Annotated in this window: 12 protein-coding genes; 3 read left to right on the forward strand and 9 right to left on the reverse strand. The window is 71.9% G+C overall.

The window, feature by feature from the left end; genetic code table 11:
• A partial coding sequence (locus AB0J68_RS10775; RefSeq protein ID WP_363937770.1) for a permease occupies nucleotides 1–3,958 on the forward strand: 3,958 nt, incomplete at its 5' end.
• A 94-nt stretch (nucleotides 3,959–4,052) separates the two neighbouring features.
• Here AB0J68_RS10775 and purE read toward each other — a convergent pair.
• The 9 genes from purE to mca form a co-directional block, all read right to left on the reverse strand.
• Nucleotides 4,053–4,544, reverse strand: a complete 492-nt coding sequence (purE, locus tag AB0J68_RS10780; protein WP_355063003.1) for a 5-(carboxyamino)imidazole ribonucleotide mutase — start codon at nucleotides 4,542–4,544, stop codon at nucleotides 4,053–4,055.
• Nucleotides 4,545–4,575: 31 nt separating this feature from the next.
• A complete protein-coding gene (locus tag AB0J68_RS10785; protein ID WP_363937774.1) occupies nucleotides 4,576–5,751 on the reverse strand; it encodes a 5-(carboxyamino)imidazole ribonucleotide synthase in 1,176 nt (391 codons plus the stop codon).
• Nucleotides 5,752–5,868: 117 nt separating this feature from the next.
• The gene (locus AB0J68_RS10790) at nucleotides 5,869–7,905 is read right to left on the reverse strand and encodes a thioredoxin domain-containing protein (protein WP_363937777.1); all 2,037 of its coding nucleotides are present in this window, start codon (nucleotides 7,903–7,905) and stop codon (nucleotides 5,869–5,871) included.
• A 41-nt stretch (nucleotides 7,906–7,946) separates the two neighbouring features.
• Nucleotides 7,947–8,582 carry a restriction endonuclease subunit S gene (locus AB0J68_RS10795; protein WP_363937779.1) on the reverse strand — a complete coding sequence of 212 codons (636 nt, stop codon included), beginning with the start codon at nucleotides 8,580–8,582 and terminating at the stop codon, nucleotides 7,947–7,949.
• A complete protein-coding gene (locus AB0J68_RS10800) occupies nucleotides 8,579–9,640 on the reverse strand; it encodes an N-6 DNA methylase (protein WP_363937782.1) in 1,062 nt (353 codons plus the stop codon). The genes AB0J68_RS10795 and AB0J68_RS10800 overlap by 4 nt, the downstream gene beginning before the upstream one ends.
• A gap of 568 nt (nucleotides 9,641–10,208) precedes the next feature.
• On the reverse strand, nucleotides 10,209–10,892 hold the full coding sequence (locus AB0J68_RS10805) for a hypothetical protein (protein ID WP_355062997.1): 684 nt from the start codon (nucleotides 10,890–10,892) through the stop codon (nucleotides 10,209–10,211).
• A 251-nt stretch (nucleotides 10,893–11,143) separates the two neighbouring features.
• Nucleotides 11,144–13,624, reverse strand: a complete 2,481-nt coding sequence (locus AB0J68_RS10810; RefSeq protein ID WP_355063219.1) for a bifunctional diguanylate cyclase/phosphodiesterase — start codon at nucleotides 13,622–13,624, stop codon at nucleotides 11,144–11,146.
• Nucleotides 13,625–13,854: 230 nt separating this feature from the next.
• The gene (locus AB0J68_RS10815) at nucleotides 13,855–14,148 is read right to left on the reverse strand and encodes a hypothetical protein (protein WP_354854204.1); all 294 of its coding nucleotides are present in this window, start codon (nucleotides 14,146–14,148) and stop codon (nucleotides 13,855–13,857) included.
• Nucleotides 14,149–14,196: 48 nt separating this feature from the next.
• Complete coding sequence (gene mca, locus AB0J68_RS10820; protein ID WP_354854202.1) at nucleotides 14,197–15,078, reverse strand: mycothiol conjugate amidase Mca; 882 nt, start codon at nucleotides 15,076–15,078, stop codon at nucleotides 14,197–14,199.
• A gap of 198 nt (nucleotides 15,079–15,276) precedes the next feature.
• Between mca and AB0J68_RS10825 the strand changes: the two genes are divergently transcribed.
• Entirely contained in the window at nucleotides 15,277–15,717 is a 441-nt protein-coding gene (locus AB0J68_RS10825) for a DUF4307 domain-containing protein (protein WP_363937786.1), read from the forward strand.
• Between the two features lie 168 nt (nucleotides 15,718–15,885).
• On the forward strand, nucleotides 15,886–16,383 hold the full coding sequence (gene greA, locus AB0J68_RS10830) for a transcription elongation factor GreA (RefSeq protein ID WP_354854199.1): 498 nt from the start codon (nucleotides 15,886–15,888) through the stop codon (nucleotides 16,381–16,383).
• Nucleotides 16,384–16,471: the final 88 nt, after the last annotated feature.

Raw genomic sequence — 16,471 nt, forward strand, 5'->3', positions numbered from 1 at the left:
CCGGCAGGACCTGCCGGACGCGGCCACCGGATCGGCGGCGCCCCGGCAACGTGCCGCCGAGGCGCGACCGGAGGCCGACCCGGAGGAGGCCGGCGAGCTGATCGACGCGGGCGCGGGCACCGTCGACGCCCGGCCCGCCCGCGCGGTTCCCGGGCTGCGCGAGCTGACCTGGTCGCTGCACGCGGTGGCCGTCGCGGTCGCCCTGGCGTACGCGGTCACCGCCCTGCTGCGGGCAGAGGCCGTACCGACGGCGACCGGTGCCGGACTGGTGCTCCTGCTGGCCGCCGCCGTCGGGCTGGCCGGCGCGCTGGTGCTGCGCCGCCCACCGCTGCCGGACGTGGCGGCCGGCATCCTCACCCTGGCCGTGATCGGCGCGTTCGGCCGGATCGTCTCCGTGGCCCTGCCCGGCCAGGCGTTGCTGCTGATCGCGGCGGTGATCACGGTGACCGGGCTGGCGGTACGCGCGGTCCCCGAGACCGCCCGACGCGGCCCGCAGATCGCCTCGGCGGTCGCCCTCACCGTCAGCGGACTGGTGGTCGCCGGAGGAGCACTGCGCGCCGGGGTCGCCCCGGTCCGGGCGGCACTGCCCGCGTGGAGCGCCGACCTGGACAGGTACCCGGCCGAGCTGGCCGCCGCCGTCGGCCCGACCACGTGGCAACTCGCCGCCGCCGCGTTCCTGCTCACCATCGCCGCGGTGCTGGCCCTGCCGCCGGAGATCCGCCGCGAGTTCGCGGTCGCCGGGGCCGCGCTGACTGCGCTCGCCGTACCGGCGTCGTTCGGGCTCGGCTGGGCCTCGGCGCCCTGGCCGATGGTGGTCACCGCGATCGGCATCGGGGTCATCGGCCTCTCCGCGCGTACCACCCGGGCCGCCCTGGCCCACGCGGCCGGCGCCGCCGTGGTGGGCCTGTTCGGCGCGGGCGCCGGCCTGTCCCGTCCGGCGCTCACCGCCGCGGTCCTGCTCACCCTCTTCGCGGCCGGCGCGCTGGTCGCGCTGGCGCCCCGGGTCCGGATCGCGTCGGCCGCCGCCGACACGGTCACGGACTGGGCCGCCGGAGGGGCGGCCTTCGCGCTGCCCGGAGCGGTGGCCGCGTTCGTGGCCGCGACCATGCCCGTCGACGAGACCCCCACCCCGGCCAGCCTCCGCGAGGCGACCGTCCCGGTGCTGGCGGCGAGCTTCCTGGCCGTCTGTGTGACCCTCGGGTACGCCGCCATGGTGCAGGTGTCCCAGCGGCGCATCCCGGCGCCCCTGTCTGTCGGCACCGGGCTGGGCGCGCTCGTCGTCACCGCCGCCGCCTTCGGCGCACCCGGTGCGACGGTCGCCGACGCCTGGGTCGGTGCGCTGCTGCTGGTCGCCGCGGTGCTGCTCTTCCTGGCCCCGTCGATCGACGCCGGCCGCCGCTCGGACCTCACCCTGGACGGCTCGGACCTGGCCGCCGCGGCGGTGACCACCGCCCTGATCGCCACAATGGTGCGGATCGCCGCGGTCCTCGCTCCGGGTGGGCAACTGGCGGTGGCCGCCGGCCTGGTCCTGGTGGTGGCCGTGGGCGCCCGTGCCATGCCCGAGGAGTGGCGACGCGGCCCGATCCTCGGCATCGCCGTCGGCGGCCTGCTCATCGGCGTGCTCGCCGGCTGGACGGCGCTGCGCGGTGGGGTCGGTGTGCTGGCCACCCCCGGGCCGATCTGGGACGGCGACCTGAGCGGCTGGCCGGCCGCGCCGACCGGCGGCGCGACCTGGCAGGCGCCGATCGCGCTGGTGCTGTTGGCCGTCGCCGCCGGCCTCCTGCTCCCGCCGCCCTGGCGGTGGGACGCGTCCGGCGTGGCCGTGGTGCTCGCCACGATCGGCGCACCGGCCGCGTTCGACCTGCCCTGGTGGTCGCCGGTGCTCGTCGGGGCCATGGTCGCCACCGTCTACGGGATGGCGGCGGTGGCCAGCGAGGAGGCTCGGGCCGGGCTGTCCCGGGCCACCGTGGCCGGGGTGGTCGCGCTGCACGGGGCCGGTGCCGGCCTGGTTCGCCCGTGGACCACCGCGCTGGCGCTGGGCAGCATCGCGCTGATCGGCATCGTGGTGGCCGCGCTGGCGCGCGTCCTGGCCGGGCCGCAGGTGACCGACCTGGAGACCGAGGGCATGCCGCCGCACCTGGCGCAGATCGGTGGCGCGGCGGCCGGCGCCGCGCTGCTCGCGCTGCCCGGCGCGGTGGCGGCGCTGGCCGTCGAGTTCCAGCACTCGGCACAGGTGGTGCTGACCGCCGCGCTGGCGGCGTCCAGCCTCGGTCTGGCCGGCGTCGCCGCGGTACGCCGGCACGTTCCGCAGTACCTGCCCTGGGTCAGCGTGGCCGTGGTCGGCGGTGCCAGCATCAGCGCGCTCGCCGCCATCCCCACCGGGCTCCCGGCCGGGGTCTACGCGGCCGCCGCCGCGTTGCTCGGTGTCCTCGCCGAGCTGATCCGCGCGGCGACCGTGCCGCCCACCGGTTCCGCCCAGCCGGTCCGCCGCTGGGCGGTGCTCCTCGACGGTGCGCTGCGGCGACTGCCGGACGACCCGGACCGGCGGCGGTGGCGGGTCAGCCCCTCCGCCGGGGCGCTCGCGGCCGCCGCGTTGCCGACCGCCCTGGCGGTCGCGTCGATCGCGCCCGCCCTGGTCGTCGCCCTCGTCGAGCCACACCGCACGTTGAGCCGGATCTGGCAGGGTCCGCCGCCGGAGCTGCTCACGCCGCCGGCGGACGTGGTCAACCCGACCCACGTGCTGACCGCGCTGCTGCTCACCGCGACGGCGGCCCTGGCCGCTACCGGGTTCAGCGGCGGACGGCGGTCCCGTGCCGTACCGGTGGTGCTACCCGGCGCTGCCGTCACGCTGCTGATCGCGCCCATCGCGCTGGGCAGTGGGTGGCCGGCGAGCACGCTCGCCGCGCTCTCCGTCTTCACCATCTCCATGCTCGGCCTCGCCCTGACCCCGCCACCGCCCCTCGTCGAGCCGGCCCGTTCGCTGCGGCTGGCCCGGGTGCTGGTCTTCGCCATCGGCCTCGCCGCCGGTGGGGCCGGCCTGGCCGGCAGCCTGGCCGACCGGCAACTGACCCTGTTCACCCTCGGGGGCGCGGTCGGCGTGGGCGTGGTGGCGGCCCTGTTCGGCACCACCCAGCGGGCGCGCATCCTCGGCTGGCTCTTCGCCTCGCTGATGGCCCAGCTCTTCGTGCTCACCGCCGGCCTGATCGTCGGGCTGGCAGCGGTCTGGTCCGCGTTCGGGGTGCTCGCCGTCGGAGCGGTCCTGCAGGTGTTCGCCGCGACCCTGCCCCGACTGCGCCGCCCGGAGGCGCAGCGCGAGGCCGCCACCGTGCAGTGGAGCGGGTACGCGGCGGCCCTGATCGCGCTGGCGCTCGCCTTCGACTCCCCCCGGCACATCGCCGCCCTGCTGGCCGCCTGGGGAGCGGTCCTCGGCGTGGCGGCGACCCGTCCCGGACGACGGCCGGTGGAACGCCGAATCCTCTTCTGGGCTGTGGTGTTCTGCGAGATCACCGCCTGGTGGATCCTGATGCACGTCGCCGACGTGGCGCTGCCCGAGGCGTACACGCTGCCGTTCGCCGCGCTGGCCCTGCTGGTCGGCGTGCTCGAACTACGGCACCGACCGGATCTGAGCAGCTGGGTGGCGTACGGGCCGGCGTTGGTCGCCGCGTTCCTGCCGACGCTGGCGATCGTGCTGGCCACCGATTCCAGCACGTTGCGGCAGATGCTGCTGCTGCTCGGTGCGGTGGCGGTGCTGATCTTCGGCTCGTCCAGCCGGCAGCAGGCCCCGGTGATCGTCGGCGCGTCGGTCACCGCGATCGCCGCGATCCACGCGCTGTTCAGCCTCGGTCCGTGGCTGGCGCTGATCCCCGTGGGGCTCCTGCTGCTCGTCCTCGGGGCCAGCAACGAACGCCGCCGCCGCGCCCAGGAACGCCTCCAGACCGCGCTACGCGGCATGAGATGAAACGGAGGGTCACGGCGGCGTGGGTGGGTGGGGACGGTGAGTGGGCCGGGTTCGTGCGCCGGTCACCGTCACCCGGCCGGGTTGGCCGCAGGGGTTACGGGAGGGTGGCTTGGAGGGCTGCGTCCTTGGTCTTGATGAGCTGCTCCAGGTCCCGCTGGTACGTCGCCATCCGGGCGCGCAGGGTCTCGTCGGAGGCGCCGAGGATCCGGACGGCCAGCAGGCCGGCGTTGCGGGCGTTGCCGATCGACACGGTAGCCACCGGAATCCCCGCCGGCATCTGCACGATGGACAGCAACGAGTCCATCCCGTCGAGGTGCTTCAACGGCACCGGCACGCCGATCACCGGCAGCGGCGTCACCGAGGCGACCATGCCCGGCAGGGCGGCGGCGCCACCGGCACCGGCGATGATCACCTTGAGCCCCCGGTCGGCGGCGTCGCGACCATAGTCGATCATCGCGACCGGCGTCCGGTGTGCCGAGATGACCCGCACCTCGTAGGACACCTCGAAGTCGTCCAGCACCTCGGCGGCGGCCCGCATCGTGGGCCAGTCCGAGTCGCTACCCATGATCAGTCCGACCGTGGTCACCGGGGTCCTCCTTGGTTCGCGGCCGCCCGGGTCACTCATGCCCCATGCGCAGCCAGCGTGCGGCCCGCGCCGCCCGCGCCCGTACGTCGTCCAGGTCGTCGCCGAGCACCGTGACGTGCCCGATCTTGCGGCCGGGGCGTACCTGCTTGCCGTAGAGGTGCACCTTGGCGCCCGGCTCGGCGGCGAAGAGGTGGTGCAGCCGCTCGTCGATCGACATTCCGCCCGGCTCGCCGCCGAGGACGTTCGCCATCACGACCACCGGCGCGGTCAGCGCCGTGTCACCCATCGGGTAGTCCAGCACCGCCCGCAAATGCTGCTCGAACTGCGAGGTCCTGGCGCCCTCAATGGTCCAGTGCCCCGAGTTGTGCGGGCGCATGGCCAGCTCGTTGACCACGATCGCCGGCCGGCCCGCGTCGTCGCGCACCTCGAACAGCTCCACGGCCAGCAGGCCGACCACGCCGAGCGCGGTGGCCAGGTCGATGGCGAGCTGCTGAGCGGCGACGGCCAACTCCTCGTCCAGGCCGGGCGCCGGGGCCAGCACCTCGACGTTGATGCCGTCGCGCTGGACCGTCTCGACAACCGGGTACGCGGCCACCTGCCCGAACGGCGAGCGGGCCACCTGCACGGCGAGTTCGCGACGCAGCGGCACCCGCTCCTCGACGATCAGCCGGGTGCCTCCGGCGAGCAGCGTGGTCGCCAGCTCGGTGGCCTGGGTGGCGTCGTCCACCATCCAGACACCCCGACCGTCGTAGCCGCCCCGGGCCGCCTTGAGCACCACCGGCCAGCCGACCTGCTCACCGAAGCCGACCAGGTCGGCGGGCTCGCCGACCGGCCGCCACGCGGGGTTGGGCGCGCCCAGCTCGGTGAGGCGTTCCCGCATCACCTGCTTGTCCTGGGCGTGCAGCAACGCGTCCGCCGGCGGGTACAGGGTCACCCCTTCGGCCGCCAGGGTGCGGATGTGCTCGTTGGGCACGTGCTCGTGGTCGAAGGTGACCACGTCACAGCCCTTGGCGAAGGTGCGCAGGGCGGCCAGATCGGTGTGGTCGCCGTACTGGACGTCGGCGGCGACCAGCGCCGCGCCGTCGTCGGGGGCGCTCGCGAGCACACGCAGTGACTGGCCGAGGGCGATCGCGGCCTGGTGGGTCATCCGGGCCAACTGGCCGCCACCCACCATGCCGACAACAGGCAGACCGGTACGGGAATCCATAGCGCGGCCAGCCTATCCGGGCGGCCGCCGTGCCGATCCGCAGGGCCGGTGACCCACCTCGACAACGCCGCGCCGACCGCCCGGTGCGCGGCGCCGGCAACTACCGGGCGCTACAACTCAACCCAGCTCGGCGACCAGGTCCTCGACCGAGGTGACCGGTCGCTGGCAGACGAAACCCCGGCAGACGTACGCGGCGGACCGTCCGTCGACCAGCGGCCGGTCGGCGAGCAGCGGCACCCCGGGCTGGTCCGGGCGACCGGCGACCACCACCGCTCCGGGCGGGGCGTGCCGCCGAGCCGCGGCCACCAGCGGATCGCCGGCCGGGTCGTCGGTCGCCACAGCGATCTCGTACGGCCCGGAGAGCAGCGCCTCGCCGACCATGGCCGCGTACCCGGCGAACCGGGCGTGCCGCCCGACGATCGGCGCCACGGTGGCGAGCGCGGTCTCGGCGGCCTCCCGATAGTGCGTCTCCCCGGTCAGCGCGGCGTACGACACGAGGCCGGCGATCAGTGCCGACCGACCCGACGGGGTGGCGTTGTCGGTCGGGTCGGCCGGCCGGGCGACCAGCCGCTCCGCGTCGTCGGCCGTGTCGTAGTACGCGCCCCCGGGCGCGGCGAAGTGCTCCAGCGCGGTGTCCAGCAGTTGACCGGCCAGGCTGAGCCAGCGACCCTCGCCGGTGAGCTGGTGCAGCGCGCAGAACGCCTCGGCCACGCAGCCGTAGTCCTCCAGCACCCCGGCCGGCTCGCCGACCCTGCCGTCGCGCGAGACCCGGCGCAGCCGGCCGCCGACCAGGTGCACGGTGGCCAGGTGCTCGGCGGCGTCACGCATCGCGCCGTCGGCGACGATGGTGACGCCCTCCATCAGGTTGGCGTCCTCGTCCTGCGGCGACGCGTACAGCGCGGCGACCTGGAGGAACTCGGCGATCGCGGTGATCGCCAGCCCGTTCCAGGCGGCCACCACCTTGTCGTCGCGGGCCGGCTGGGGCCGGGTGTCGCGGGCCGCGAGCAACTGCCCGACCACCCGCTGCCAGCGGGCCCGGATCTCGGGCGCGACGTCGTCGACGTCCCGGGCGAGCCGGAGCACGCTCATGCCGTGCTCGAACGTGCCAGCCTCGGTCACCGTGAACAGGTCGGCGGCCCACCGGCCGTCCTCGTCGCCGAGCGCCTCGACGAGCTGCGCCGGCGTCCAGGCGTAGGTGAGCCCCTCGACGCCCTCGGTGTCGGCGTCCAGCGCGGACGCGAACCCCTCCCCCGGCCGGTGCAGCTCGTCGGCGAGGAACCGGGCCGTGTCCCGGGCGACCCGACGGGCCAGCGGGTCGCCGGTCAGCCGCCAGAGCTGCGCGTAGACGCGCAGCAGCAGCGCGTTGTCGTAGAGCATCTTCTCGAAGTGCGGCACCGTCCAGTGCGCGTCCACCGAGTAGCGGGCGAAGCCGCCGGCCAGCTGGTCGTAGATGCCGCCGCGGGCCATCGCCTCCGCGGTGTGCCGGACGATCTCCAGGCTGCGCGGGTCGCCGGTGCGCTGGTGGTGGCGCAGCAGGAAGAGCAGGTTCATGTGCGGCGGGAACTTCGGGGCGCCCCCGAACCCGCCGTTCGTCGCGTCGTACTCACCGGCGAGGTTGGCGGCCGCGGCGTCGAGCAGCGGGGCGTCCAGCGGGGCGGTGGGGCCGCCCACGGCCTGTGCGCCGCCGATCGCCTCGACCACGGCGGCGCCCTGGCGCAGCACCTCGTCCCGCTGGTCCTTCCAGGCGGTGGTGACCGACTGGAGCAGGCGGGTGAAGTTGGCGCGCGGGAAGTAGGTGCCGCAGAAGAACGGGGTGCCGTCCGGGGTGGCGAAGACAGTCATCGGCCAGCCGCCCTGCCCGGTCATCGCCTGGGTGGCGGTCATGTAGACGGCGTCGACGTCGGGGCGCTCCTCACGGTCCACCTTGATCGACACGAAGTTGTCGTTCAGCAGGGCACCGACCTGCTCGTTCTCGAACGACTCGTGCGCCATGACGTGGCACCAGTGGCAGGCCGCGTAGCCGACCGAGATGAGCACCGGGACGTCCCGTCGCTTCGCCTCGGCGAACGCCTCGTCGCACCAGGGCCACCAGTCGACCGGGTTGTCGGCGTGCTGGAGCAGGTACGGGCTGGTGGCGTCGGCGAGTCGGTTCACCCGACGACCATAACCAGCCATGCCAGAAGAGTGTGAAAAAGCTACCCACGAAGCGCGAGCCGGTCCGGTCTTTCACCTCGCATCATCATTCCGGCCAGCGTATTCCGTGTCTGCGCTGCCAACCGACTCAGCGTGGCGTGTGCCTCGACCTGCGCATCCAACAGCGCGAGAGCACGAGCGATCTCTTGCTGATCCTCAAGGGGCGGAAGCACTACCGGCAGGCCAGCGAGCACTGCCGCGCTCATCGACGGCACAGCCGTACCCCGGGCTCGCCGCCGTACCCACTCCTGCGCCTCGGGCAGCGCGAGGTAGTAGGCGAGATACCGCGACACCACTCGATGAGGACGTACCCTCATCAGGCTGGTGGAGAAAAGCCACCCGTTGCATGCCGACGGAATCCATGCGAGTCGGCCAACCGTGCCGGTTCGGGTAACAACGATGTCGTCCAGAACGACGGTGTAGGGCGCGAGAGCGGCCGCCACATCGGCACGGACGCGGCTGACAGCATCCGGCTGGACCCGCCCGTCATGTAGGTCCTTTGGAGCGATCATGCCTACGCCGTCCGCGCTGCGGTCGTCCGTCTTCACAGCCGCTCCCGAGGGCCCGGACCGAATATCGGCGACATCTCCCAGACTGGACTCCGCCCAGCCTCGGGGTACGACATCCAGCAGGCTCATCCTTCGCTGAACCCCCTCAACATCTTGCGGACGTCGGCATCTGCCTCTTGCGCAGCATCGGTCAATCGAACCAACTCTTTCGCCAGCGTCCAGAAGTCCGCCTCGGAGTCGCGGTCCGGTGCGATCGGGCCAGGCTCCACGTAGCTCGGCGGAAACAACGAGTAGTTCTGTTTGGCAATGGCAGCCGCCGTGGCTGTCGCGCTGAAGCCGGCCCGCGGGACAAACGTGCCGTCCGTCCGGAGGGCCAACCGCCAGCGTCGATACTCCTGGGACACTTCCTCGATGTCCTGCGGCGCCAACTGCCGGCGGGTCCGCGTGGACATGACGCCCAGCTTCTGGGCGTCGATGAAGAGCATCTCACCGCTCTGTCCGGATGGACGTTGCACCAGCCACAGGGTCACCCCGATCGATGTCCCCCGGAAGAGCTGCGTGGGCAGGGCCACCACTGCGGTAAGCGCTCCATCCTCGACAAGAGCTCGCCGGATTTCCCGATCCCGGTGACTGAGGGTGAAGGCGGCACCATTGGGCATGATGACTCCGCCCCGCCCATTCTCGTCGAGCGATTCGACGACGATTTGCAGCCAGTTAAACTCCCGCCTGCGGGAGGGTCCATACCGCCGATGCATCACGTCGGCTTCCGCCAGCGAGCCGAAAGGCGGATTCGATACCACGACGTCGAACCGCTCACTGACAGGCATCGCGGGTGAAGCCGGCTCCGACCTCGACACGAGGGCACTCGCCCCATGCATGGAAAGGTTCATCTCCGCCAGTTCCACGAAAGCTGGTTCGGGGTGCGAACCCCTCACGACAACGGGTACGGCACCGCCCTCTCCAGCCACACGGTTGACCTCGACGAGAAGTTCTCCCGTGCGGCAGAACGGATCGAAACAACGCGAGCCAGCAGTGATCGGACCAACCATCTCCGCAATCAGCCGAGCGGCCGATCGAGGGGTGACAAACTCGTACGACAGGTCGTCGCCGAGCTGGTCGAGCGCGTGCTCGAAGACGGCGAGGAGATCAGACGGCTCCGCGGCCACGCTGTCAAGGAGGTCGATCACGCGACCCAAGGGGCGCAGAGTCGCCGGTGGCGCGTCGACCAACCGCTCGGCAATCCTAGCCGACTCGAACAAGCCAGCGTCTGCGAATACGCCGGCGAACTGATTATTTCGTTGGGCCGGCTGGTTGAGTAGAAGATGGTGCCAGACCACCGGTCGGAAGCGGCGCAGGAATACGAGCGCCAGGACGACGTGCCAAAAAACACCATCGCGGGTCGCCGATCGGTGAAGGTCTGCCGTAAGACCGACGACCTCCCTGACCAGTCGGCAATCCCCTTCGGATGCGGACTCTTCCCTCTGCGCTCCGGGCTGCGCACTTGGTTCCACACGGCAGCCGTATGTACTACCCGGCAGTTCGTCATCCCGGAGCGACTTCATAGGTATTGGACGCCGGGAGAGCCAGGCGACCACCTCATCTCGTTGGAAAAGTTGTCCGCGAGGCGTTTCGACCGGTCTCGGGAAGTTGGAGTACCGACGCTCCCAGTTGGTGACGGCCGGGCGTTCCACGCCCGCGAGGCGTGCGATGTCAGATCGGGAAACGAGATCTGCGCCGAGGGTGTCCATGCGAGCCTCAGAAGCCCGGCCGCGCTATTCGCGAACGTAAATCTACGCGTCGCATAAGGACCGTCTCGACTCGATCCAGCCCTCGGATCTCCTTTGCCAGCGTGGGATCCATCCTGCCCAACAGGAGATAGAGCTTGCGGTGGTCGGCGGCCAGGTCCCGGTGGTGGATGGGCTCGTAGTGCATGATCCTGTTCCGCAGCAGCCGCATGGTTTCGAACGCCTCGTGCAGTTCAGCCCTTCGGCCAGAGTAATGCGGGAACGCCAGGTGCAGCGTCGGGACCCAGAGCAACCGGTCGTAGGAGGAGCCGCGGTGATTGCTGAGCAGAGAAACCCAGAATCCAAAGCTCAGTTCGGCGACGACATCATCGGCCGTGGGTGGCGTCAGGCCCCTGCGACGGCACTTGAGCGTCGCTTCGGTCACCAGTCGGATGCCGTGATCGGTCAGGGGAACCGACGCCGACGCCCACCAGTCCGATCGACCGAATCGGCGGCAGAGTTGGTCGTGTAGAGCATTCCTGAGCGCAACTTCGAGACAGTGCAGCGGTCCGTAGAAGGCAGCAGATACCTCGATGTTCCACCAGTAGAGCCCCACCGCTTCATCCGGATCCTGCCCGCTCTCCGTCAGGTACGGGTTCAGTCGCGGGACGGAGAACGCTCGGCGAATCCAGTCCGGCAGGTCGTCGGCGCTCATGCTCAGTCACTCCGTCCGAACGGGTTACCTGCGTGGGTTGGCGTGGTACCGTGAAGGACGTAAGCCCCGGGTCCGCCTCTGCTCTGCATGCCGCCCGGGGCACGGCTTTGTCCGGGCAGGAGTGCCTGGCCCTAGCGATGCAGGGCGGTGCGGCCAGCGCTCCCCAGATGCAGTAGGAACTTGCCGCCCCGGTGTCCGGTTCTGCAAGCGCACTCCGCTACGCAATTCCTGTTAACCCCCGGCTTTCCTCGTCAGGAGGCGCCGTCGGCGCGTAGCCGGAAGACGTTCGACTCGGCCGAGTCGCGCAGCGACCCGAGCACCGCGCCGATCTTGTCCGCCGGCATCGGCTTGAAGAAGTGGTAGCCCTGCGCCGACGTGCAGCCCAGCTCGGCCAGGGCCAGCCGCTGCTCGGCCGTCTCCACACCCTCGGCGACCACCCGCAGCCCCAGCTCGTGGGCGAGCCCGACGGTGGTCCGGACGATCGCCGCGGCCTCCGGCGAGTCGGTCATCCGGATCACGAACGAGCGGTCCACCTTCAACTCGTCCACGGCGATCCGGGTGAGGAAGGTCAACGAGGAGAAGCCGGTGCCGAAGTCGTCCACCGCGAGCTGCACACCCATCGACCGGAGCGTGGCGAGCACCTCGTCGATGATCTCCAGCTCGCTCATCACCACCGTCTCGGTGATCTCCAGGACCAGCCGGTGCGGCGGCACCTGATGTCGGCGCAGCGCGTCGGCGATCTCCGCCGGCAGGCGCGGGTCGAGCAGACTGCGCGCGGAGAGGTTGACCGAGATCGGGACGTCCAGCCCCTCGCGGGCCCAGCCGGCGGCCACGCCGAGCGCCTTGTCGAGCACGTAGCGGGTGAACGTTCCGAGCTGCTCGCTGTTCTCGACCGGGCGGATGAAGTCGGCCGGGTTCAGCCAGCCACGGCGGGGGTGTTGCCAGCGGATCAGCGCCTCCACCCCGGTGGGCGCGCCGGTGGCCAGGTCGACCGCCGGCTGCAACGCCAGCACCAACTGGTCGTCGACCTTCAGCGCCTCGCGCAGCTCGGCCAGCAGGGCCAACTGGTCGGTGCTGGCCGCGTCCCGGGTGCTGTCGTACGCGGCGACGCTGCCGCCGCCCTCCTTGGCCTGGTACATCGCGATGTCCGCGCGGCGCAGCAGCTCGGTCAGGTCGGCGGTGCCGGCGTCGGCGACCACCACCCCGACGGAGACCTCGATGGACATCCGCACCCCGGCCACCTCGGTCGGTGCGGCCAGCCGCTCGGCGATCTCGCGAGCCTGCCGCAGCGCGTGCGCCATCGGCGCGGCCCGGTCGCCGAGCACGGGGACCGAGGTGAGCAGCAGCGCGAACTCGTCGCCGCCGAGCCGGCCGAGCAGGTCACCGGGGCGGGCCAGCGCGCTGAGCCGGTTGGCGGTCAGCCGCAGCAACTGGTCGCCGGCCGCGTGCCCGAGGGTGTCGTTGACTTCCTTGAACTGGTTGATGTCCAGCAGCAGCAGCGCAACCGGGTGGTCGTGGGCGAGCTGCCGCAGCGACTGGTCGCCCTTGCCGAGCATCGCCGTACGGTTCGCCAGCCCGGTGAGCGGGTCGTGCACCGCCTCGTACGACGATCGGGCGGTGACCAGCCGCAGCTCGCGATGGGTCGCGGCGTCGTGCAGGGCGGCGGCGAGCGCGTCGCCGAAGGCCGCCACCGCGTCCCGTTCCCGGGTCGCGGGTGGAGCGGAGCGCGGGAACCGGACCCGTAGCTGGCCGACCGGCGCGGCGCCCACCGACAGGGGACGGACCAACTCGTACTCGTCGGGCTCCGACCGGTCCGGAGGGCTCACCTCCCGGTCGAGCAGCCGACCGCCGGCGTCTCCCCGGTAGCGACGCCACCTGCCGTCGGCCCGGGCCACGTCGACGTCGACCAACTCGGCGTTGAACAGCGCCAGCGCGCCGGTCACCGCCGCGCTGGCCACGCCCCGCTCGTCGAGCTGGTTGAGGGCCGCGGTGGCCTCGGCGAAGGCACGCCACGTCCGGCGTTCCTGGTCCGCGCGCAGCCGGTAGCGGTAGGTCTGTTGCAGCAGCCAGAGCAATGGCGGGAGCAGCAGCAACCAGCGCGGATCCAGTTCCAGCAGCGCGACCACGACCAGGCCGACCGCCACGTTGCCCACGAACATCAGCAGCTTGCCGCGCAGCGCGGCGAGCAGCGGCGGCCCGATGGGCAGCCCGTGCCGCAGACCCAGCGTCACGCCACCGAGCCACGCGGTCACCAGGAGGTAGGTCACCGAACCGGCGATCACGGCCAGCGCCAGCATCGGCGTCGGCGAGGCGAGCAGCGGATGCCCCAGGGCGGTGGTCACGGTCACGGCCAGCGCCGACGCGGCAGTCAGCGACGCGGCGATCCGGACGATCTCCAGCGGCGGGCGACGGTCGCTGTGCAGCGACAGCGCCGTCCAGGCCAGCCCGGTGCCGAGCAGGGTGGCCGACGGCAGCCAGCCGGCCGGCGCGAGGTAGAGGCAGACGATCAGGGCGGCCTCGCCCCAGGTGATGCTGACCATGCCGGCGGAGGTGCGGAAGCGAAGCCGGGCGAGTTGGGCCACGGCGAGGACGGCGACGGCGATGCCGAAGCGGGCCGGAGCACCAAGAGGATCATCGGACGGCAGCCCGGCCGGAAGGGTCAGACCGACCACGGCGGCGGCCAGAGCCGTCACCGTCACCGCAGCCGTCAGCACGAGCAGCCGGGCTGGCATGCCGTGCACCCCGAGACGGTCGAACGGGTCGCCGCCCGTGCCGGAGGTCATCGACCTCCCCCGTCAGCCGACCGACCGACGGTACGGCGGGCGGCCGGTGCTGTGACGGTCATCGGCGCCCCCTTCCGCGCACGGCTCGGGGACTTTTGGTCCCCCCGGCGGAAGGCTAAGCCAAACCGGGTGGTCGCAACAGGGGTCCACCACCCGGTTCGGCGTGAATCATGCGCGGACTACCCGTTCCGCTGCTGCTGGTGCCCATTGGGAGCGCGCGTGGATGAATCATGCGCGCTGGTCCCGTCTGTCGGATCGACGACTGAAGCGTCGGCCCTGGTCGCATCGGTCGGCCGCCCCTGCTGGGGAAACCGGTCGGGCAGACGCCGCAGTCGGGCGTTCATGTTGCGGATCAGCAGGATGGTCGCGGCGGACAGCAGCAGGATGAGGAAGAGGCCCATCGGTCCGGCCAGACCACCCGTGCGGGTGTCACCGAAGTTGTTCTCCGCGAGCACCTGGGCAGCGGTCAGCATGGCGTTCCTCCGTTGTGCGACTGCCTACCAGGGTAGCCCCGGCCGGAATCAACCCGCGTGCGCCGTCTCCCGCACTCCGGCGAAGAGGTCGGACTCGGGCAGCGGGCTGTCCACCACGGTGCGCGCCAGCTCGAAATCCTCCGTCGGCCAGGCACGCTGCTGCAGCTCCATGGGCACGTGGAACCAGAAGCCGTCCGGGTCGACCTGGGTGGCGTGGGCGCGCAGCGCGTCGTCCCGGACGGGGAAGTATTCGGCGCAGTCCACCCGGGTGGTGATGCGGGGGCCCTTGTCCGGGCGCTCGTCCCAGCGCTTGAGCCAATCCTCGTACGGCGACTCGGCGCCGGTGGCGAGCATGGCCTCGTGCAGGGCCATGATCCTGGCCTTGGAGAAACCGATGTCGTAGTAGAGCTTCAGCGGCTGCCAGGGGGCACCCAGCTCCGGGTAGCGCTCCGGGTCCCCGGCGGCCTCGAACGCGGCCACGCTCACCTTGTGGCACATGATGTGGTCGGGGTGCGGGTAGCCACCCTCCTCGTCGTACGTGGTCACCACGTGCGGACGGAACTCACGCATCAGGCGCACCAGCGGGCCGGCCGCCACCTCGACGTCCTGGAGCGCGAAGCAGCCCTCGGGCAGCGGCGGCAGCGGGTCACCCTCGGGCAGGCCGGAGTCGACGAACCCGAGCCAGGCCTGGTCGACGCCGAGGATCGCCCGCGCGGCGTCCATCTCGGCGCGCCGGATCTCCGCGATGTTGGCCCAGACGTCGGGCCGGTCGAGCTTGGGGTTGAGCACGCTGCCGCGCTCACCACCGGTGCACGTCACCACCAGCACGTCCACCCCTTGGGCGACGTACTTCGCCATCGTCGCCGCACCCTTGCTCGACTCGTCGTCCGGGTGCGCGTGGACGGCCATGAGACGCAGCTGCTCTGCCAACTTCGGCGCTCCTCGTCTGTGCCGGCCGGTGGACCCGACCGGGCTCGACCGGCTGACCTGCCGGGACCCTCCTCGCCCCGCTGCCGGTCGGCACCGCGGGGCCCGACCTGCCATTCCTGCCGTTTGGCCGGGCTGGGAGGATGGACTTCTGCCATTCTTGCCGATGCCGCCGACAACAACGCCAGGAGATACCCGCCGGTGACCGAGACGCACGCCACAATTTCACCGGGCGCGCCGGTTTTCCCCGCCGGCCGCTACGGTCGCCGACGGGCGCCCGGCAACGGCCGCCGCCGTACGCTGCTGGCCGCGCTGGTCCTCCTGGTGCTGGTGACGGTGCTGAGCCTGATCTCGCTACGGCTCTACCGGCAGTACGGCGACCCGGTCTACGACGCTCAGGTGATCACGTACACCGACATCACGGACAGCCAGGTGGTCGTCGACTTCCGGGTGACCGTGCCGTCGGGCGGCTCGGCGGTCTGTGTGCTGCGCGCCCGGGACCGCGCCGGCGTCGAGGTGGCCCGCGAAGAGGTCACGGTGAGCGCCGCATCCGGCGACCGGCACGTCACCACCCGGCACCGTCTGAACACCTCCGCCCGACCGTTCATCGGCGAGGTGCTGCGCTGCCGGCCTCCTGCCTGAGCTGCGCAGACGTCATTCCGCAACGCCTGCGGTCAACCCGTCGCGGCGCGGCGACCGCGAGTGCTGGAGGCGGACACCGGCGGTGATCGCCGCCACGCTGTGTCGTACCGCACTGGTAACTTGGTAGTTCACCTGTCAGCCAGCCACGCACAACTGAGGAGAACGCCTGTGTCCACTGGCAACGAGGCGCCCGCCACCTGGCTGTCCCAGGACGCGTACGACCGCCTCCAGGCCGAGCTCGACGAGCACATCGCCAACCGGCCGGCGATCGCAGCCGAGATCAACGCTCGGCGCGAGGAGGGTGACCTGCGCGAGAACGGCGGCTACCACGCCGCCCGCGAGGAGCAGGGCAAGGCCGAGGGTCGCATCCGCTACCTGCAGGAACTGCTGCGCACCGCCAAGGTCGGCGAGGCCCCGACGGCCGACGCGGTGTCGCCCGGCATGGTCGTGACGATCTACTTCGACGACGACGCCGACGACACCGAGACCTTCCTGCTCGGCTCACGGGAGATCGCCGCCACCACCGACCTCACCGTCTACAGCCCCGAGTCGGCGCTCGGTAAGGCGATCCTGGGTGGCCGCTCCGGGCAGACCTGCACCTACACGGCCCCGAGTGGCGCCGACATCAAGGTGACCGTGGTCAGTTTCGAGCCGTTCTCCGGCTGAGCGTCACGCGGCTCTGCGCCGCGGTCGCCGAGCGGCTTTTCAGGGCACAGGGCACCTGAGCGCCGTCTGACGTGTGCCGCCGCCGAGG

The sequence above is a fragment of the Micromonospora sp. NPDC049580 genome (assembly GCF_040675595.1).
Classification (GTDB): domain Bacteria; phylum Actinomycetota; class Actinomycetes; order Mycobacteriales; family Micromonosporaceae; genus Micromonospora.

What these genes read in the sequence shown, in the direction of transcription:
- AB0J68_RS10785 (WP_363937774.1), bottom strand. Translation starts at nt 5,751, where the DNA reads ATGGATTCCCGTACCGGTCTGCCTGTTGTCGGCATGGTGGGTGGCGGC.
- AB0J68_RS10795 (WP_363937779.1), bottom strand. Translation starts at nt 8,582, where the DNA reads ATGAGCCTGCTGGATGTCGTACCCCGAGGCTGGGCGGAGTCCAGTCTG.
- AB0J68_RS10805 (WP_355062997.1), bottom strand. Translation starts at nt 10,892, where the DNA reads ATGAGCGCCGACGACCTGCCGGACTGGATTCGCCGAGCGTTCTCCGTC.
- AB0J68_RS10810 (WP_355063219.1), bottom strand. Translation starts at nt 13,624, where the DNA reads ATGCCAGCCCGGCTGCTCGTGCTGACGGCTGCGGTGACGGTGACGGCT.
- AB0J68_RS10815 (WP_354854204.1), bottom strand. Translation starts at nt 14,148, where the DNA reads ATGCTGACCGCTGCCCAGGTGCTCGCGGAGAACAACTTCGGTGACACC.